This window comes from Flavobacterium limnophilum (assembly GCF_027111315.2).
In the GTDB taxonomy this organism is placed as follows: Bacteria; Bacteroidota; Bacteroidia; order Flavobacteriales; family Flavobacteriaceae; genus Flavobacterium; species Flavobacterium limnophilum.
The window spans coordinates 3,620,090-3,640,191 of the sequence record NZ_CP114289.2; the positions used below are offsets into that span (position 1 = coordinate 3,620,090).

Here is a 20,102-nt window from a genome sequence, read left to right on the forward strand (position 1 = left end):
GTGTTCTTTTCTCCTATGAGAAGGATATAGAAAATGAAACCTTCGCACCAAACAATGATTCATTTCTACCAGCAACTGGGCAAACTATTCTACAGTGTTGCCTCAGTGGACGGAACTGTTCGCAAGGAAGAAATTGCGCAACTCAACGAAATAGTGCAAAAAGAGTGGGTTCCAATTGAAACTACATTAAATGAATTTGGCGATGATGCTGCGTATCAAATCGAAATTGTTTTTGACTGGCTAATCGAGGAAGATGGAAATACGGGCAAAGTAATTCCTGATTTACTATACTTCAAAAAAGAACACCCAAGTTTGTTCACACCCCAAGTAAATGACTTAATCCTAAAAACCGCAAAAGCAATTGCAAATTCTTTTTCGGAAAAAAACAAATCAGAATCGGTTTTGATAGAGAAACTGAGAGATGTTTTGTATCAAGAACATTAAGTCAAAAACTCATTCTGTCCCAAAACTGTTTAGAAAATTCATTTTTAACATAAAAAATAAGATCATGGAAAAACAAGTCGGCATTTGGATAGACAGCAAGAAGGCAATAATTGTCACTCTTGATGGCAAAAAAGAAGAAAGAATTACCGAAATAGATTCTGAAGTTGAAAACAGCGTTTACCACAACAAAGAAGGCAACAAAGGAACTTTCTCCGGCAGCCATCACGGCGACAGCGAAACGAAATTTGACAATCGGAAAAAAGAAGAACTGAATTATTACCTAAAATCGGTGATGAACCAGATCAACAAACCCGCTTATCTCTATATATTTGGTCCAGGAGAAACCAAAACAAAACTGGAACAAAAAATACATGATGATAAATCGCTGGGCAAAACCAATCTAAAAGCCGTTGAAACTTCGGACAATATGACTTTAAACGAAATTGTGGCCAAGGTCAGGGATTTTTACAACCCATTGGAACGCAAAATCAACTTAGCCAAACAGCGATAAATTTTCAGATATATCTATTCAAAAACCACGATATGAAGGTGTTGTGGTTTTTTGTTTAATATCCAGGAACGCAGAAGCAAGTTGATTAAAAAAATTACAAAGAGAATCATAAAATTAATTCCCGTTCCTTTTTTTTTCTTTTCTTTATGCTCCGAAAATTTCATACGGAAACTAATTTATGAGAACCCGAAAACAAAAAATTATTTTAGCTGTAAAAATAGTTGCCATATCTTTTTTAGCACTAATTATCGCTCTTTTTGTTTTTAGAAATGAATTATTGAAACAAACCATTGCCAAGGTTTCTTTCAAAATGGCAAGCGAATACAACAGCACTTTTACTGTAAAAGAAGCTTCTTTTGTGGGACTTTCCGGCCTGAGTTTTTCCAACATTGTTTTGGCTCCCAAAAATGCCGACACACTTTTCAATATCAAAAAAATGAAAACCAGCGTCAATTTATGGCGACTGTTGGTTGGCGATGTGCAATTGGGAACATTGGAAATCGAGAATGGTTATGTGCAATTGGTCAAAAATAAAAAAGGTCGCAATTTTGATGCTTTTCTAAAAAAAGACGAAACCACAACTTCTTCCAACGAAAAAAGAGATTACGCCAAAGTAGCCTACAGACTCATTTCGAAAGTCTTGAATTTGGTTCCAACGGACATGAAAGTAGAAAATCTTTCGTTCCGATTGGACGACAACGGCAAAAAAACGACGCTGAATTTCCAAAAACTACGATTGGTCAACAAGCAATTGGAAACTTCCATCAAAGTCGAAACCAAAGCTTTCACGCAGCGAATCCGAATCCAAGGTTTTGCCGACCCAAGAAACAAAACCGCCGACATTCGATTTTTTAATATTGACACCGGGGCGATAAAAGTACCTTATCTCGACGAACGTTTTGGTTTAAAATCAAGTTTCGATTCCATTCGCGTGAACATTCAAAACATAGACAAATCAGGTAGCGAATTGCATATTGACGGCTTTGCTTCCATTGCCAATTTGATGATAAATCACAAGAAAATTGCCAACAAAGACGTGGTCATCAAAAATGCAAAATTCGATTTTAGATTCCTCTTGGGCTCTGATTTTGTTTCGATTGACAGCAGTTCGACCGTGCAATTCAACAAGGTGAAATTCCATCCTTATCTGGCTTACGAAACAGAAGAAGACACTATTTACAAACTCAAAGTGGCGATTCCAAAGATGAAAGCGCAGGATTTTATTGTTTCGCTCCCCAATGGCTTGTTCACCCATTTTCAAGGAATGGAAGCCGAAGGCAACTTCGAATACAATCTGGATTTTATGTTCAATAAAAACAAGCCTAACAAACTTGTTTTTGACAGCAAGTTGAAGAAAGAAAACCTAAGAATTACCAAATACGGCGAAGCCAACCTGAACAAACTCAACGGAGAATTTATCTATCGCGCCATCATTCAAAACGTGTTGCAACGACCTGTTTTGGTGGGTTCTGGGAATCCAAATTACACGCCTTTGGACCAAATTTCGCCCTATTTACAAAAATGCGTTTTAACATCGGAAGACCCTTCTTTTTTCTCGCATCGCGGTTTTATCAACGAAGCCTTCAAGCAATCGATTCTCAAAAACATTCGCACCAAGAAATTCTCCCGTGGTGCCAGCACGATTAGCATGCAATTAATCAAAAACGTGTTTCTTACCCGAGAAAAAACAGCCTCTCGAAAACTGGAAGAAATCTTGTTGGTTTACATCCTCGAAAACAATAGAATCGCCAGCAAAGAACGAATGCTGGAAGTCTATTTCAATATCATCGAATGGGGACCAAATATATATGGAATTGGCGAAGCCTCACAATTCTACTTCCAGAAAAGCCCAGCTGATTTGACCTTGAAAGAATGTTTGTTTTTGGCAACTATAGTTCCAAAACCAAAGAAATTTATGTGGCAATTCGACAACGAAGGAAACCTAAAATCCTTTGCCAAACAACAACAAAAATTTCTTAGTAATTTGATGTTGCGAAGAGGAATCCTGATTCCAGAAGACACCATTGGACAATCCATTCCATTACAACTTACAGGAAGTGCCCATTCGCTCTTGAACATAAAAGTGCAAGATTCTATTCCCTTGGACTCATTGGCGGTGGAAGAGCCGTTTGAGTTTTGATTTAACCACAAAGAAGTTACGAAGAGCGCAAAGATTTTGAAATTTAATAAATTTTCATTTTATGAATTATACTTTTTCTTTAATGCTTTTAACATTCGGCATTGTTTTTATATTTGTAGGGTTTGTTGAATATTTTTTTCCTCCTAAAAGTAGAAATCAAAAAGGATATCGAACAAAAAATTCTTTAAAATCACAAGAACACTGGGATTTTGCACAAAAATATTCTGCAAAAATGACATTAATTTCCTCAATCTGTTTAGTCGTAATTGCTTTCATTGGATCATTATTATCTTTTTCAGATACTGCAGGCTTTATTGTTTCATTTGTTGTTATTCTATTTTTCGTCTTTTTTATTAGACAAAAAACAGAAAAAGCAATCAAAGATAGATTTGACTAATGATTACAATAAAAAAGTCCACAAAGAAAACTAGTTTCTTCGTGGACTTTGTTTCTTCTTTGTGTCCTTTGCGGTTAAATTAAGGCGCAGGATCAGGAATTACAGCCTGAACAGCATTGATTTCGGCAATAATTTCATCGGATAAAACCACGTCAATTGCGGCGATGTTTTCCTTTAATTGTTCCATGGTCGTCGCTCCAATAATCGTGCTGGTCACAAAAGCTTGTTGGTTTACGAATGCCAAAGCCATTTCCGTCAAGGTCAAACCGTTTTTCTGAGCCACTTCCTGATACAATTTTGTAGCTTCAGCAGATTGTGCGCTATTGTATCTGGCAAATTGCGGAAACAATTTGATTCTGGAATTCGGATGACTTTCACCGGTCAAGAATTTACCCGACAAAACTCCAAAACCCATTGGCGAATAAGCCAGCAATCCCACATTTTCTCTCATACAAACTTCGGCAGAACCTACTTCGAAAGTTCTGTTCAATAAAGAATAGGGGTTTTGCACGGTTTTGATTCTCGGTAGATTTTGATATTTGCTTTCCTCCAAAAATCGCATAATTCCCCAAGGTGTTTCGTTCGAAAGTCCAATATGATTGATTTTTCCTTGTTTGATGAAACCTTCCAAAGTTTCGAGTACATTTCGAATATTATCTTCCCAAGCATCATTTTGCACTTTGTAACCGCGTTGCCCAAAAAAGTTGGTTTTGCGTTCTGGCCAATGCAATTGATACAAATCGATATAATCAGTTTGCAGGCGAGTCAAACTTTTGTCTATGGACAAAGCGATACTTTCGGGAGAAAAATCCATATTTTCTCGAATGTAAGCCAAACCTGGATTAGGCCCAGCAATTTTCGAAGCCAAAACTATTTCTTCTCTTTTTCCTGATTTTTTGAACCAAGTTCCAAGGATTTTCTCAGTGCTTCCATAAGTTTCCTTGCGACCCGGAACGGAATACATTTCGGCAGTGTCAAAAAAATTAATTCCTTTTTCGAATGCATAATCCATTTGGGCGTGCCCTTCGGCTTCGGAGTTTTGTTCGCCAAAAGTCATTGTGCCAAGACAAGTTTTGCTGATTTTTATGTCGGTATTGGGTAAGGTAGTGTATTTCATTTAAAGATTTTTATGTCCAAAGATACAAAGGTATTTCAAAAGAAAAAGGTTCAAAGAAAATCCTTGAACCTTGTAATTTTTGGTGTTTATAAGTAAGCTTTGGCAAAGTTTTGAACTTTGCCAAAGCTGTAAAATTTTAATTTATGTCTTTCAACATTTCAGCAATTTCATCCAATCTTGGAGTCAAGATAATTTCGATTCTACGGTTTTTTGATTTTCCTTCAGCTGTTGCATTGCTTGCCAATGGCGAAAATTCGCCTCTTCCCGCAGCGGTTAAATTCTGCTTGTTGACTGCTTTGTTTTCGCTTAAAATGGCAACAATGGCCGTGGCTCTTTTAGTTGATAAATCCCAGTTGTCAGCAATTGGGCCTGAACCTGCATAAGGAACGTCGTCGGTGTGGCCTTCAATCAAAACGGCAATATCAAGATTGTCGCCTAATACTTTTCCCACTTCGACAACGGCTTTTTTCCCTTCCGAACCTACAGCCCAACTCCCGGAACTAAACAACAATTTGTTCTCCATGGAAACATACACTTTTCCGTTTTTTTGTTCAACGGTCAAACCTTTGCCTTCAAAACCGTTCAAGGCTTTCGAAAGGGTTTCTTTTAGTTTTCGCATACTCGCTTCCTTGGCGGCAATCAAATCTTCCAACTCTTGCAAACGTTGTGCGTTTTTGTTTAATTTTTCTTGTTCCAAAGCCAACGCTTTTTCCTTAGCCCCCAATTGTTCCAATAATTCCCGGTTTTTGGCCATATTGGCTTTCAAGGATTCACTGCTGTTTTTTTCCAAAGCAGAATAGGAATCTTTCAAAACATCCATTTTTTTGTTCAAAGCAGCATAATCGGCCTGCAATTTCTCGCGTTCTGATTTTACTTTTGCCAATTCTTTGTTCAAACCATCGCGTTCTAATTCGAGTTGACTTTTGGTTTTCAACAAGTCGGCATTTTCGTCTGAAATACTTCTATTTTCTTTCTTTAAATCGGCATATTTGCTTTCTAAATCATTGTATATTTTCTTGGAAACGCAAGAAGTGGAAAGTGCAACAATCAGCAATCCAAGTGAAATTCTTTTTATCATTTTTTTTAAATTTAATATTATTTGGGACTATTTATTCTATCTCCACCAAGCTCGGACAATGGTCTGAATGTTTGGCTTCGGGTAATATAACGGCTCTTTTGATTTTTTGTTTTAAAGGTTCACTCACTAAACAATAATCGATGCGCCAACCCTTGTTTTGCAATCTTGCCGAAGGAAATCGCATCGTCCACCAAGTGTAATTATTGGGTTCTTTGTTTAAATGTCGAAAACTATCAATGAATCCAGTTTTCATAAAACCGTCCAACCAAGCTCTTTCTTCGGGCAAAAATCCCGAAACCTTCTTGTTTCTAATTGGGTCGTGAATGTCAATTGCTTCGTGACAAATGTTATAATCGCCACAAATCACCAAGTTTGGAACTTCCTTTTTAAGTTCGTTTATATAATTTTGAAAATCGTCCATAAACATGAACTTGTGTGACAATCTTTCGATATTGGTTCCCGAAGGCAAATACAAACTCATCACCGACAGTTCGTCAAAGTCAACGCGGATGTTTCTCCCCTCGAAATCCATGTGCTCAATTCCGGTTCCAAAAACCACGTTGTTGGGTTTTATTTTCGACAAAATGGCTACGCCGCTGTAGCCTTTTTTGGTGGCTGGAAACCAGTAATGATAAGGATAACCGGCGAGTTCAAAATCTAAAAGCGGAATTTGTTCTGGAGTTGCCTTGATTTCCTGTAGGCAAATCACGTCTGGGTTGGCTTGTTGCAACCATTCGATAAACCCTTTTGAGATGGCGGACCTGATACCGTTGACGTTATAAGAAATAATCTTCATTGTATTTTTTTTGTGTTTCAAATGTAATAAAAACTTCAAAGATTGAGGGGCAAAAAGAAAGAAAATGGAGTTTTTTGCTATCTTTGTTTCCTGCTAAAAAAATCATAAACTAGATATGGGTTTAGTAACCGCTAAAGAAGTTGCAAAAGCAATAAACACGGACAAGTATGGATTTTTGGGTACTTTTTCAGGTTGGTTGTTGATGAAAGTATTGAAAATTTCGACATTAAACAAAATATACGACAGAAATAAACACTTGAGTAAAGTGGTGTTTTTGAATGCCATATTGGATGAATTCCAGATTAAATTTGAAATTCCCGAAGAAGACTTCAAACGTTTGCCCAAAGATGGTGCTTACATAACCATTTCAAACCATCCACTTGGAGGAATTGACGGCATTTTGTTATTGAAATTGATGCTGGAAAAAGAGCCCAATTTCAAAATTATTGCCAATTTCCTCTTGCATCGCATCGACCCGATGAAACCTTATATTATGCCGGTAAATCCTTTCGAAAATCACAAAGACGCCAAGTCGAGCGTGATTGGAATCAAGGAAACCTTGCGCCATTTGAGGGACGGAAAACCACTGGGAATGTTTCCGGCCGGAGAAGTTTCGACTTATAAAGACGGGAAATTGGTTGTGGACAAAGCATGGGAAGAAGGCGCCATAAAAGTAATCAGAAAAGCGCAAGTTCCGGTTGTTCCCATTTATTTTCACGCCAAAAACAGCTGGTTGTTTTATTTTCTTTCGAAAATTAGCGACACCTTGCGAACCGCCAAATTGCCTTCGGAACTGTTGACGCAAAAAAATCGCGTGATCAAAGTGCGTATCGGTAAACCTATTTCGGTTGCGGAACAAAACGAATATGCTTCCATTGAAGATTATTCGGAATTTTTAAGACGAAAAACCTATATGCTGGCTAATCCTTTCGAAAAGGAAACGCCTTTTTTGCCTACACCCACATTAAAATTGCCAAAGAATCCAAAAGAAATCGTGACTGCCACAAGTCTGGAAAAAATCATCAAAGATGTTGATACTTTGCGGGAAAATGACCGCCGACTGTTGCAAAGCAAAAACTATGAAGTGTTTTTTGCCGAAGCCAAGGAAATACCAAACGTGCTTCACGAAATAGGCCGTTTGAGGGAAATTACCTTTAGGGAAGTGGGCGAAGGAACAAACGAATCGACCGATATAGACTCCTACGACAAATATTACCGCCATCTTTTTTTGTGGGATGCCGAGGCTCAAAAAATTGCCGGTGCCTATCGAATGGGACTAGGCTCGGAAATTTATCCAAAATATGGTGTCGAAGGATTTTATCTGAATGATCTTTTCCGATTTGAACCCGAATTACATGATATGCTTCACCATTCCATCGAAATGGGACGCGCTTTCATTGTCAAGGAATACCAACAAAAGCCGATGCCTCTTTTCCTGCTTTGGAAAGGAATTATCCATATCACCTTGCATCATCCCGAGCATAAATTCTTGTTGGGCGGCGTGAGCATCAGCAATCAATTTTCTGATTTTTCGAAATCATTGATGATTGAATTCATGAAATCAAACTTTTACGATCCTTATATCGCTCAATATATCCATCCCAAAAAAGCATTCCGCGTAAAGCTAAAAGATGCCGACAAGGATTTTATTTTTGATGAAGCCGAAGCCGATTTAAACAAATTTGACAAACTCATTGACGAATTGGAACCGGGTACATTGAGACTTCCTGTCTTGATCAAAAAATACATCAAACAAAATGCCCGCGTGGTGGCTTTTAACGTTGACCCTCTTTTTAACAATGCCATTGACGGATTGATGTACATCCGAATTTCCGACATTCCTGACAGCACCGTAAAACCGGTAATGGAAGAATTTCAAGCGGAATTGGAAAGAAAATTGGCAGAGAAGGAAGAGTAATTCCCTCTACTATTTGTCCATTTCGACGAAGGAGAAATCTCATTAGTTGCTCTCGTTATGTGATTTCTCCTTCGTCGAAATGACACAAAGAGGTATTTACCTCCAAATCGACTGACGCAAAATGTCGTCAATGGAATTATTATTGATGAAATAAATGATTCTGACGAAGTGATACGTTGCCAGAAAGATTGCCAAACCATACGCCAGTTTTTTGTTGAAAAGCAAGCCATTGAAATATTCCTTCTTTGTTATTAATTCTGTGGAAAGAACTCCAATTGTAGCAAGACAAAACAGAATTACAAATGGCCCCAAAACGTGATAATACAGGCTTTTTTGTAAATCTCCATCGTAGAAATAAACCAACGATTTCGTTATTCCGCAACCCGGACAAGGAAAACCTGTAAGCATCTTCAAAGGACACAAGGATTGAGCCGTTTCAAGATGAGAATGCTGATTGAAAAAAATTAAAAAAAAAGGAACCATCAGCGTGATAAGTGCGCCGATGATTCCGTAGATTTTACGTTTTGACTTTATATTAATTGTATAATTTATTGATGTCATTTTGAACAATCATTGCTGCCGCCATTGGAAAGAAAAAGCCTAAAACTATCAACAAAGTTGAATCATCTTTCTGAGGATAGCCAATGCGTTTATACACTTGTGGCAATCCGTCTTTACCCGCCAAATAAAAGAAATAAATATTTATAGGAAAGCAACATCCTGCAAAAATAGCAACTGGAGAAGAAATAACTTCTCGTTCTGCCACGGCATTCAAGACTTCGGATACTTTTATGTTCCAATAGATATGATACAATCCGCAGGTTATGAATCCGAGGATTAATACTATAATAGGATCGACTTTAAATACGGGGATGGGGTTGTTTGGTTTGTTCCAATGTTCTGTGATTGTGTTTTCCATTGATTGATTGATTGTTGATTAATTAGTTTTGTAAAATTATAAAAATTATTGAAAGCTTTATTAATGTATTTCGAATTTTAATTATGCTTCAGATGTGCCAATTTCATCTATTTCATCAAAAAAAATATCATTAGGATCTGCTCCATATTCATTTGTTCCATCATCACTATCTGTACATAATAAGATTAAATTGTAAAAAGGAATCAATATATACCAACCGCTTTTACCTACATCGTGCATTCTTCTAATTCCAACTGCTAATCCTGGTAAAAAGACCAATAATGAATATATTGAACGTAGAATTCCTGCTTTTTCATTTCCAAAATTCAAACCAAAACTAAAGCCAAAATTCAAATCAAAACTGTAATCAATAATTCTCAAAATTATCGAAATTATTATGGTTGCAAGAAAATAATTCCAATACTCACTTCTTCTAGCTCTTCCAGAAAAATTTGCGTAATTTTCGAAAACTACTTTTTTGTACGATTCAATCATAATTAAAAATATTAGCTGATTCCTACTCTTGTGGCTTTTCGGTTTCGCCTCGTTTATTGGTTTCTGAACTCCATTGCGCTGGCTAATATAATGGTTTTACAGAAAAGTAGTGTTATTAATCCATAAAATTTTTATTTAAATCATTATTTTTCAAAATACAATCTCTTGATTTTATCTACAATCACTTGAGCCAATCGTTCGTGGCTTTCAAAAGTCCAGCCGGCGATGTGTGGCGTGAGAATCACGTTTTTTGCATTCAACAAATATTGAAAAGCTTCGGGTGTTTCTTTGTCTTGAAAAAGGGTTTCGAAAGACAATTTTTCATACTCCAAAACGTCCAATCCGGCACCGAGTACTTTCCGTGTCTTCATTGCTTCAACCAAATCGGTGGTGACAATGTTTTTTCCACGGGAAGTGTTTATAATCCAGAATGGTTTGGCAAAAGCCTTGATAAAATCGGCATCAACCATTTTGTCGGTTTCGGGAGTCCAGGGAATATGAAGGCTTAAAACATCGGTTTTTTGTTGTAATTCTTCGAGCGAAACTTGTCGTGCATTTTCATCGCCCACGTTTTCCAGAATGTCATAACACAAGACTTCTGCTTCAAAACCTCGCAATTTTTTGGCAAAAGATTTTCCCATGTTTCCGTAACCAATGATGCCCACGGTTTTTCCGTCAAGTTCGTGACCACGGTTTTTTTCCCGGTTCCAATGTCCTGATTTTATTTCGTTGTCGGCTTGATTCAAATTATTGAAAAGCGACAAAATCATTCCCAAACTATGTTCGGCAACGGCATTTCGGTTTCCCTCGGGTGCTGCAATAAGAGCGATGTTTTTTGACAAGGCATATTCACAATCGATGCTTTCCAATCCGGCTCCAACTCTTGCTATGAATTGCAAATTGGTGGCTTTATCCAGAAATGTTTTATCAATTTTGAATCGGCTGCGAATGACGATGCCTTGATAATCGTGGATTTTGGTTTCGATTTCTGCTTTGGAAGAAGTGAAATCTTCGTGGTTGGTAAATCCCGCTTGTTGCAATTGTTCCCAAAGTAGGGGATGATTGCTGTCGATGTGGAGGATTTTTATGGTTGTGTTCAAAATTATAGATTTTTGAATGAAGATTTGCTTCGCCTGTTCGCTATCGCTCGAGTCAGATTTGGTGTTTCTGAATATTTATAGTACTACTTTATTCTTGCTATTTGTCACGCTGGAAGCATCCCAATTATGTTGCTCTCGTGCGTTGAGACGCTTCCAGCGTGACAAATGAAATATAACGCAATGAGCACTGTTTAATACCAATTCATACAAGTTGCTCATTTGCATTAGGGATGGCAGTGGAGCTCTTTTTTATTTTCAATTGCCACGGGTTTAAACCCGTGGCAATTGAAAATAAAAAAAGCGGGAACGTACAGCCCGACCACGCTGGAACGATAGTGGAAGCGTGGGAATGCCCAAAAAATTATCCCTTGATTTTCTTCAAAGCTGCTTTGATTCCGCGAACCAATGAGGAACTGAATCCGTGGGTTTCCATTTCGCTCAAACCGGCTATCGTGCAGCCTTGTGGCGTTGTAACTCTATCGATTAATTGTTCTGGATGGATATTTTCTTCCAAAATCATTTCGGCAGCACCTTTCACGGTTTGGGCTGAAATTTCTAAAGCAGTTTTCCAGTCGAATCCGATTTCGATTCCGGCTTGCATTGAAGCACGAATGTAACGCAAGGCGAAAGCTGTTCCGCTAGCTGCCAAAACAGTGGCTGCATCCATCAATTTTTCGTCGATAATAGGAGCTGTTCCTAAATCTTGGAAAAGAGAAACCACGTTTTTGGCTTCTTCTTTATGTTTTTCGTTAAACGCAATACAAGTTGCCGAAGCACCAAATTGTGATGCAATATTGGGCATAATTCGGATGGCTGAATTGGAGTCACCTATCTTTTTTTGCAAGTTTTCAATCGACAATCCGCTTACTGCCGAGGCAATTACTTTATTGGAAATAACCGGAAGAATTTCCGCCAAAACGGTATCGACTTGATACGGTTTGATGGTCAGAATAACAACATCAGCTTCTTGAATACCGTGTTTGTTGTCCGTGGAAACGGTTACGCCCAATTCTTGCAAATAGAGAATGCTTGCCGTGTTTCTTCTGGTAATGGTTACTTGATTGTCCTTCGAAAACCGGGCTATTCCCAATGCTACGGAAACGCCAAGATTTCCTCCTCCTATGATGTGTACTTTCATTTTTTATATGTGTTTTTCTGCCACAAAGACGCTAAGGCACAAATTTTTAATTAAAAGGTGTTTTATAAGCCACAAATTTACAAGAAAGCGCTCTTAAAATCCTTTGAAATTATTTTTTCTTTGTGACTTTGTGCCTTCGCGGCATTTATTTTAAAAATCTAAAATCAATCTGGCTATTGAGAAATATATTAGAATTCCGCAAATGTCATTGCTGGTCGTAATAAATGGGCCTGTGGCAAGTGCGGGGTCAATTCCGAATTTATCCAATAATATGGGTACAAACGTTCCTATAAGCGATGCGATAATAATTACGGAAACCAATGCAATAGTTACAATAAATCCGATTATAAATTCTACGTTCAAGAGGAAATGGCTTCCCAAAAATAGTATGGTCGCCAGAATTATTCCATTCAACAAACTCAAGGAAACTTCTTTTATCAATCGGTTGAACAAGGAACCGCTCAGGGTGTCGTTGGCCAAACCTTGCACAATAATTGCCGAAGATTGCACGCCCACATTTCCTGCCATTGCGGCAATTAGCGGCGTGAAAAAGAATAAATTCCCATGATGATCCATTGCTCCTCCAAATAACCCGAGGACTTTTACGGACACAAAACCTCCCAAAAGTGCCAACACCAGCCAAGGCAAACGCGCTTTTGTCAATTCCAAAATGCTGTCATCGGCCTCAACGTCTTGCGAGATACCGGCAGCCAACTGGTAATCCTCGGTGGCTTCGTCCTTGATTACGTCCACAATGTCGTCGATGGTGATTCGGCCTACCAATCGCCCCATTTCATCCGTGACGGGAATGGCTTCCAAATCGTATTTTTGCATGATGCGAGCCACCTCAACATCTTCCGTATCGACCATTACGGAGTTTAATTTTTTGATATATACTTCGCTAATGGGTTTTTTGGAGGATGTTGTCAATAAATCTTTGAGCGACAAACGCCCCAAAAGTCGGTCTTCGTCGTCCACCACATAAATAGAATGGACCCTGGAGATGTTTTCGGCCTGGATTCGCATTTGTTTGATACACGTAAAAACATTCCAGTTTTCGTTGACTTTTACCAACTCTTTGTGCATAATTCCACCCGCTGTATCTTCGTCATAACGCAACAAATCAACAATGTCCTTGGCGTGTTCCACGTCTTGAAGTTCCGAAATTACTTCCTGCTTTTTGCTTTGCGAAAGTTCGGCAATAATATCGGCAGCGTCATTGGTTTCGAGTTCGTCGAGCTCTTCCGCAATTTCTTTTGGCGAAAGTCGGCTCAATATTTTCTCCCGCAAATCGTCTTCTAATTCGAGAAGGATTTCGGCAGTTTTTTCAGAATCCAACACCTTGAAAATATATGTGGCCTCGTCAAAATCTAGTTCGTCCAGCACTTCGGCAATATCAGCGTGGTGCAAGTCATTCAGCAAAACTCCCAATTGCTGGTCGTCTTTACTCTGAATAAGTTGCTCTAATTCGTGAATTAGTTCTTTGCTGATTTTAAACTCCATCGGCTTCTATTTTTTGGGTCAGTTCGATAAATTGTTCCACGCTAAGTTGCTCTGGTCGAAGGTTAAAAACTTCGTCTTCCCTCAAATTATCGGACAAATTTAGTGTTTTTAAACTATTCCTCAAGGTTTTTCTGCGTTGCTGGAAAGCGGTTTTCACGACAGTAAAAAACAACTTTTCGCCGCAAGGCAAGCTGTAATCTTCTTTTCTACGCAAACGCAAAACACCCGATTTCACCTTTGGCGGCGGAATAAAAACGTGCTCGTCGACCGTGAATAAATATTCGGCATCGTAAAAGGCTTGTGCCAAAACCGAAAGAATCCCGTAGGTTTTACTTCCTTTTTTCTCGCAAATGCGTTCGGCGACTTCTTTCTGGAACATTCCAGCGAATTCCGGAATTTGGTTACGTAATTCTAAAGTTCGAAAAACAATTTGCGTTGAAATATTGTATGGAAAATTCCCGATTATGGCAAATTGCTTTCCGCCAAAAACTTCGTTGACATCGTATTTTAAGAAATCTTTGGAGATTATTTTTCCGTGTAACTTGGGATAATTGGCATCCAAATAATCCACCGATTCGGTGTCGATTTCGATAACGTAGGTATTGATTGGTTTTTCCAACAAATACTTGGTCAAAACGCCCATTCCCGGCCCGATTTCCAACACATCTTCGTATCCTTCGAGATTCAAGGTGTCGGCGATGGCTTTCGCTACGCTTTCGTCTTTCAAGAAATGCTGTCCGAGGTGCTTTTTGGCTTTTACTTTTTCCATATTGTTTTTTTTAACCGCGAAGGCGCGAAGACGCAAAGTGTTTTTTTAATTTTATAAATCGATTTTAAATTCTTCTTCTAGTAATTTTATCAGTTTTTGAACTGATATCAATTCATCAACATCTGGATTGTTTTTTAAATTTGTACGAAAATCACAATATTTAATATCATTGCTTTTTGCTCCATCTTTATAATTAATAGTGTAACAGGTATCGTGATCTACCATTTCAACAATTTGCATAACATCATAATTCCCACCATCATTAATGATTTTTTTTACTCCTAACTTATATTCTATTTTATCAAATTTTGGCAAATATTCTACATTAGTCATCATAATATTTGACCATAATTCCCCAAAATCTTTATGGATTAGATTTTCTACTTTAGAAAGATATTTTGATTCATTATTTTCAACATCAAAAGTATGAGTATATAGTTTAGCAACCCATTTATCATTTATATCTTGATATAAAACAAAAACAGATTGTTTGTCAGCACCGTCTGTAAATTTCTTTATAAAAAGATATTTTTTATTATTTTCAATTTCTTTTACAATTGGAAATTTGTCATAAAAAGATTGGCAAAAAATAAAATTTACAAACAAAAAATTTATAATTACAAATGCTCTTTTCATACTTTACAGTTTAAATTACCAACAACGAAACACTTTTTAGTTGCTACAACATAAATTCGTCTCTACCCCAACGGATTAAAATTGGGGTCTTTCAATCCTAGTTCAATCAAGTGTTTTTCTATCGAATTCAAATCGCAAACGCGCCAATTCTCGTTAAGGGCATAATCTCCGCCTGCAAAAGTAACTATAAAATTATTTTTAGTTTTCAGATCCGTGATAGATTCGGTATTACCTCGACTAATTTTTGGATTATTGGATAATTTTATCTCAAAGGTAGCCACAATTTCATTGCCTTTTACGATACACAAATCTATTTCGGAACCGCTTTGCGTTCTATAAAAAAAAGGAACACATTGATTGTTGAGACTCGAAATAATTTGTTCTACCACAAATCCTTCCCAAGAATTTCCAGCAATAACGTTCGAAATAAGAGCATCGTAACTGTTTATTTGCAACAACGAATGCAAAATGCCGCTATCTCGAATATAGATTTTAGGACTCTTGACCATTCGTTTTCCAATGTTCACAAAGTAAGGTTCCAATCTTCGGATTATGAACGAATGTTCCAGAAAATCAATGTATTTTTTTACCGAATTACTAGAGATTCCCAACGCATTACCGAGCATTGAATAATTGATTACCGAGCCTTGAATCGAAGCTATCATTCGTAATAATTTACCAATTAAAACAGGTGATGCCGATAGTCCAAGCATTCTCAAGTCGGTTTCGATATAGGTTTTAATGTAAGCCTGTTGCCATTCTTGCCAAAAAAAATCATTTGGAGCCAGTAATGCCTTTGGATAACCACCTCTAAACCAAAGTGTTTCTAATTTTATTTGGGTTGCCTCATCAAATCGTATGGGAGTCAATTCTTTATAAACAATTCTTCCTGCCAATGTTTCTGAACTTTGAGACAATAATTCTGGTGATGCAGAACCCAATAAAATAAATTGCCCCGGTTTATCTTGTTTGTCCATCAACGAACGCAATAAAGGGAACAATTTTAAATCTCTTTGCACTTCGTCTATAACAATTAGTTTATCCGTGTTTTGAGATAAAAACCATTGTGCATTGGTATTTAATAGTTCGAAATCGTCCGTGTCCTCCAAATCCAAATACAGTATTGGTTTGTTTATCAAAGGTTGCAAGTTTTTGACGAACGTAGTTTTCCCTACTTGTCTAGACCCAATTAAGCCCACAGAAGGAAAAAATTCGAGTAATTTAGGAACAACGCTATTGAGAATTCTATCAATCATTTCTTGAAAATTATTTTCAAATTTACAAGGAAAATTTCAATAAACAACATATTAACCTTGTAAATTTGAAAGTAAAATTAAAATTTACAAGGTTAATTTTGTTTAATGCTCCGAAATCACTTCCAATTCCGTTCGGAAAGAAAGCATTTTTTCTCCGAATAATTTTTCTCCTTCTTCGCGCAATGCTGGAGCATCTTCTATATAATATCTCAGTAAAGTTTCCTTGCTATCGGTTACATATTGAACAGAATAAGTAACGCCACCCATTTCTTCTTCGATTAAAACTCTAGCCATTTTTGCAGAAACAAATTTTCCTGTGGCCAACATTTCTGGAATGTGTTTGTGTTGCATCCAAATCATCCATTTGTCGTGAACGCTTTCGTGTATGTTTGTGGTAACATTGTAAATGATCATTGTTTAAAAAGTATTAAGATTGGAGAATTAAGTATTAAGACTTTAAAAGAATTAGCTATTCTCTACATTCTATTTTTAATTTTTGTAATAGATATTGATTATTGCAATTGCTATTTTAAAGATTCTTATCACCTCGCAATTGACGGTATTCTTTTCGAGCATCTACAAAGTAAATACTGTCTTGATGATTGAAAATTATTTTCTCGTACAGTAATTTTGCCTTTTCGGGTTGTTGTAATTTTTTATTCTCAATTTCTGCCGAAAAAAATAAGGCTTCGTCTATGTAAATTCCATCGGCGTGATGGTCGATAATATTCTGGTATTGGCTTAAAGCCAAATTATATTCGCCTTGTTTTTCGTAAATTTTTCCTAACCTCAACAAAGTTACCGCTTCAATTTCCTGTCCTTTGAAGCTTTTCAAAATTGCCTGAAACTGCGCCGTCGCTTCCTGATTCCTGTTTTGATACAAGAGATAATCACCTTTGGCAAATTGTTTCAAAGCCGTTTGAGTCGAATCGGCAACCGTGTTGTCACTGATTAAAAGGAAATATTCCAAAGCATCATTGGCAATCAATTGCGTGCTCGCCGATTTTAATTCTTTGAATTGTTTGGATGCCCAGGCAAAATCTCCTTGAAAATAACTGGTTTTGGCCGCTTTCAAACTCGCTTCGTGCGCCACGGCATCGTTTTTCAGATTTTCTTCAATTTGTGAATAATAAATCAACGCCTGATTGAATTTTTCTTCAAAAAGCAAAATATCGGCCAATTCCATTTTGACTTCGGCCTCTTCATAAACATTTAATTCCAAGGCAAGTGATTTTTTGACAATGGCTTTTCCTTCCTCGGGTTTTTTCAGATTAAAAGCCACAAAATGCGCCTGAATCAGTTGCAAAGATAAGGTAATTGGACTTATTTCATATTCCTTGAGCAAACTCTTCAATTCGGAATCAATGGCGGCGAAATCTTTTTCTTGCGCCTTGTCGATTTTCATTTCAAGCAAATACGAATGTGCCTGAATCAGCAACTCCAAATCCTTGGTGTTTTCCAAAACAAATCCCAGAATCTCTTTGGCAGCTTCGGGATCGTCTTCTTCAATAGCCAATTGACCTAAATTGACAATACTGGAAAGCGAATCAGGATTGCGTTTGTACACTGCTTTTTCCTGGATAAAGGCTTTTCCAAATTCTTTCTGTTGGACATAATACCAACTCAAATATTCGTTCCAAAAAATATCTTGGTTTTTCTGAGCCCTTGTAATTAATGCTTTTCGCAAGGTTTCGTTGAAGTTTTCATCGCCTTCTTCGGCCATAAAACGAGCCAATTTATTTTGGATTTGTATCGAATTCTGGGGATTGGCATAAGCTTCGTCCAGAAAAGTGGAAATCATCATTTCGGTGTTGCCGAGTTGTCCGTAAAGCTCTGCCATTTGGGATTTAAAAGGAAACGTTGGATTTAAGGTTAATGCCGTTTGATAGGATTTTAAAGCATAGGCCAATAATACTTTCCTTTCGAAAGAGTTGGCAATACTATACACTTCGTTTGGATTTTTCTTGATTCTTTCTATTGCCTCGTCGTAGTATTTTTTGGCGGAAGCCTCGTTCTTTTGCAACTGAAAATTATACCCCAATTCAACTAAAAGGCTACCTTGTTTGTAGGTGTTCAATCGAGTTTGAATGGCTTTTTCGGCAACGTCAAATTGCTGTAATTGCTGGTAACAGTCAACGATTCTAGTGAAATATTGGGGATTTTGTGGGTATGATTTTAACAATTCTTCGAAACTGATTTTGGCTTTCTCGAAATCACCCTTGTCGTAATAATACAGCGCCAATTGCTCGTTTTGCGAAAAACAAACCAATGAAAAAAACAGGGCGATATGTAGAAAGAGTTTTTTCATTGATTCAAATCATTATTTAACCATATAAATCATTTAAGGTCATATAAGTATTACCAAAGATGGAATTCATTAAGTAAATGTATAATTCCAAGAAGAATAAATACAACTCCAGCAGCATAACCTTTAAATTTTATACTAAACAATTTACTTTCTGGCAGTTTCTTCGCATATCGCAATATAAATACACCAACGGTTATTACCATAAGACTTTGAACAATAATTTTCCAAAATGTTACTGAATCCATAATTTGTATAAATTATTCACAAAACTTAAATGACCTTAATGCCTTACATGGTAAAATTTTTAGTCTATTATATCAAACCCACAATAGCTTCGCAAAACCTCAGGAATTACGATTCCTTCTGGAGTTTGGTAATTTTCTAAAATTCCTGCAAGTACTCTTGGCAAAGCCAATGAACTTCCGTTTAGGGTGTGTGCCAATTGGTTTTTTCCGTCTTTATCTTTGAAACGCAATTTCAAACGATTCGCTTGAAAAGTCTCAAAATTAGAAACTGAGCTGATTTCCAGCCAACGTTCTTGCGCCGTAGAATACACTTCAAAATCATACGTCAAAGCCGAGGTGAAACCCATATCGCCGCCACAAAGACGCAATATTCGGTATGGTAATTTCAATTCTTGAAGAATATTTTTTACGTGTTCGACCATTCCTTCTAAAGCTTCGTAGGATTTATCAGGATGCTCCACTCGCACGATTTCCACTTTGTCAAATTGGTGCAAACGATTCAAACCACGAACGTGAGCGCCATAAGATCCTGCTTCACGACGGAAACAAGGTGTGTAAGCCGTGGTTAAAATTGGCAATTCGTTTTCGTTCAAAATCACGTCACGAAACAAATTGGTTACCGGAACTTCTGCCGTTGGAATCAAGTACAAATCATCGGTTTTGTCGTGATACATTTGTCCTTCTTTGTCCGGCAATTGTCCCGTTCCATAAGCCGAAGCTTCGTTGACCATATGAGGCACCTGAACTTCATTGTAACCTGCAGCCGTGTTTTTATCCAAGAAATAATTGATTAAGGCACGTTGCAACTTGGCTCCTTTTCCTTTGTAAACCGGAAATCCTGCGCCTGTAATTTTGTTTCCTAATTCAAAATCGATGATGTCGTATTTTTTTACCAAATCCCAATGTGGTTGTGCGCCTTCATGCAAAACTGGAATTTCGCCTTCTTCGAAAACGTTCAAATTGTCTTCTGGAGTTTTCCCTTCGGGAACAATGTCGGCGGGAAGATTGGGTAAAGTGTATAGTTTTTCCAAAAGCTCGGCAGCAAGAGTTTCAGCTGTTTCGGCTAAAGCTTTGCTTTTTTCTTTTAACAGAACCGTTTTTTCTTTGAGAATGGCGGCTTTAGATTTTTCGCCGGCTTTCATCAATTCGCCAATATCTTTGGACAATTTATTAGATTCTGATAAAATTCCGTCCAACTCCACTTGCGTGGCGCGACGGCGTTCATCCAGTTGTACCACTTCTTCAACAACACTTTTGGCATCCATGTTTCTTTTTGCCAAAGCCTTGATTACTTTCTCTTGATTCTCTCTAATAAATGCAATTTGTAACATA

20 protein-coding genes are annotated in these 20,102 nt (G+C 37.4%); 5 read left to right on the top strand and 15 right to left on the bottom strand.

The annotated features are described in order from the left end of the window. Nucleotides 1–54 precede the first annotated feature (54 nt). The 4 genes from OZP13_RS15025 to OZP13_RS15040 all read left to right on the top strand — a co-directional run bounded on the left by OZP13_RS15025 (nucleotide 55) and on the right by OZP13_RS15040 (nucleotide 3,492). Entirely contained in the window at nucleotides 55–444 is a 390-nt protein-coding gene (locus OZP13_RS15025; protein WP_281297695.1) for a hypothetical protein, read from the top strand. A gap of 64 nt (nucleotides 445–508) precedes the next feature. Further along, entirely contained in the window at nucleotides 509–955 is a 447-nt protein-coding gene (locus OZP13_RS15030; RefSeq protein ID WP_269240931.1) for a hypothetical protein, read from the top strand. Nucleotides 956–1,133: 178 nt separating this feature from the next. Next, nucleotides 1,134–3,095 (top strand): transglycosylase domain-containing protein, encoded by a 1,962-nt coding sequence (locus OZP13_RS15035; RefSeq protein WP_281297696.1) that lies wholly within the window; start codon nucleotides 1,134–1,136, stop codon nucleotides 3,093–3,095. Nucleotides 3,096–3,156: 61 nt separating this feature from the next. Then, nucleotides 3,157–3,492, top strand: a complete 336-nt coding sequence (locus tag OZP13_RS15040; RefSeq protein WP_281297697.1) for an SdpI family protein — start codon at nucleotides 3,157–3,159, stop codon at nucleotides 3,490–3,492. A gap of 79 nt (nucleotides 3,493–3,571) precedes the next feature. On the opposite strand, the gene OZP13_RS15045 is transcribed toward OZP13_RS15040, so the two are convergent. The 3 genes from OZP13_RS15045 to OZP13_RS15055 form a co-directional block, all read right to left on the bottom strand. After that, nucleotides 3,572–4,609, bottom strand: a complete 1,038-nt coding sequence (locus OZP13_RS15045; RefSeq protein ID WP_281297698.1) for an aldo/keto reductase — start codon at nucleotides 4,607–4,609, stop codon at nucleotides 3,572–3,574. A gap of 136 nt (nucleotides 4,610–4,745) precedes the next feature. Then, on the bottom strand, nucleotides 4,746–5,687 hold the full coding sequence (locus tag OZP13_RS15050) for an OmpA/MotB family protein (RefSeq protein WP_281297699.1): 942 nt from the start codon (nucleotides 5,685–5,687) through the stop codon (nucleotides 4,746–4,748). A gap of 31 nt (nucleotides 5,688–5,718) precedes the next feature. Next, nucleotides 5,719–6,483: an exodeoxyribonuclease III gene (locus OZP13_RS15055; RefSeq protein WP_281297700.1), complete on the bottom strand. Its 765-nt coding sequence runs from the start codon at nucleotides 6,481–6,483 to the stop codon at nucleotides 5,719–5,721. A gap of 115 nt (nucleotides 6,484–6,598) precedes the next feature. Between OZP13_RS15055 and OZP13_RS15060 the strand changes: the two genes are divergently transcribed. Further along, entirely contained in the window at nucleotides 6,599–8,401 is a 1,803-nt protein-coding gene (locus OZP13_RS15060; RefSeq protein WP_281297701.1) for a GNAT family N-acyltransferase, read from the top strand. Between the two features lie 96 nt (nucleotides 8,402–8,497). On the opposite strand, the gene OZP13_RS15065 is transcribed toward OZP13_RS15060, so the two are convergent. From OZP13_RS15065 to serS, 12 genes are all read right to left on the bottom strand, one after another. Further along, complete coding sequence (locus OZP13_RS15065; protein WP_281297702.1) at nucleotides 8,498–8,962, bottom strand: DUF2752 domain-containing protein; 465 nt, start codon at nucleotides 8,960–8,962, stop codon at nucleotides 8,498–8,500. Next, entirely contained in the window at nucleotides 8,937–9,320 is a 384-nt protein-coding gene (locus tag OZP13_RS15070) for a DUF4234 domain-containing protein (RefSeq protein ID WP_269240938.1), read from the bottom strand. Before OZP13_RS15070 ends, OZP13_RS15065 begins: the two co-directional genes overlap by 26 nt. An 81-nt stretch (nucleotides 9,321–9,401) precedes the next feature. Further along, nucleotides 9,402–9,815: a DUF805 domain-containing protein gene (locus OZP13_RS15075; RefSeq protein WP_269240939.1), complete on the bottom strand. Its 414-nt coding sequence runs from the start codon at nucleotides 9,813–9,815 to the stop codon at nucleotides 9,402–9,404. Between the two features lie 143 nt (nucleotides 9,816–9,958). Further along, entirely contained in the window at nucleotides 9,959–10,915 is a 957-nt protein-coding gene (locus OZP13_RS15080) for a 2-hydroxyacid dehydrogenase (protein ID WP_281297703.1), read from the bottom strand. A 361-nt stretch (nucleotides 10,916–11,276) separates the two neighbouring features. Then, a complete protein-coding gene (proC, locus tag OZP13_RS15085; protein WP_269240941.1) occupies nucleotides 11,277–12,053 on the bottom strand; it encodes a pyrroline-5-carboxylate reductase in 777 nt (258 codons plus the stop codon). A gap of 150 nt (nucleotides 12,054–12,203) precedes the next feature. Next, complete coding sequence (gene mgtE / locus OZP13_RS15090) at nucleotides 12,204–13,556, bottom strand: magnesium transporter (protein WP_281297704.1); 1,353 nt, start codon at nucleotides 13,554–13,556, stop codon at nucleotides 12,204–12,206. Then, the gene (rsmA, locus tag OZP13_RS15095; RefSeq protein ID WP_281297705.1) at nucleotides 13,546–14,325 is read right to left on the bottom strand and encodes a 16S rRNA (adenine(1518)-N(6)/adenine(1519)-N(6))-dimethyltransferase RsmA; all 780 of its coding nucleotides are present in this window, start codon (nucleotides 14,323–14,325) and stop codon (nucleotides 13,546–13,548) included. The genes mgtE and rsmA overlap by 11 nt, the downstream gene beginning before the upstream one ends. Nucleotides 14,326–14,376: 51 nt before the next feature. Continuing rightward, entirely contained in the window at nucleotides 14,377–14,961 is a 585-nt protein-coding gene (locus tag OZP13_RS15100) for a hypothetical protein (RefSeq protein ID WP_281297706.1), read from the bottom strand. Between the two features lie 62 nt (nucleotides 14,962–15,023). Next, nucleotides 15,024–16,217 carry an ATP-binding protein gene (locus OZP13_RS15105; RefSeq protein WP_281297707.1) on the bottom strand — a complete coding sequence of 398 codons (1,194 nt, stop codon included), beginning with the start codon at nucleotides 16,215–16,217 and terminating at the stop codon, nucleotides 15,024–15,026. A 102-nt stretch (nucleotides 16,218–16,319) separates the two neighbouring features. Next, nucleotides 16,320–16,631 carry a DUF4286 family protein gene (locus tag OZP13_RS15110; protein ID WP_269240947.1) on the bottom strand — a complete coding sequence of 104 codons (312 nt, stop codon included), beginning with the start codon at nucleotides 16,629–16,631 and terminating at the stop codon, nucleotides 16,320–16,322. Between the two features lie 115 nt (nucleotides 16,632–16,746). Continuing rightward, nucleotides 16,747–18,525: a tetratricopeptide repeat protein gene (locus OZP13_RS15115; protein WP_269240948.1), complete on the bottom strand. Its 1,779-nt coding sequence runs from the start codon at nucleotides 18,523–18,525 to the stop codon at nucleotides 16,747–16,749. A gap of 304 nt (nucleotides 18,526–18,829) precedes the next feature. Continuing rightward, a complete protein-coding gene (gene serS / locus OZP13_RS15120; RefSeq protein ID WP_281297708.1) occupies nucleotides 18,830–20,101 on the bottom strand; it encodes a serine--tRNA ligase in 1,272 nt (423 codons plus the stop codon). Nucleotide 20,102 lies beyond the last annotated feature (1 nt).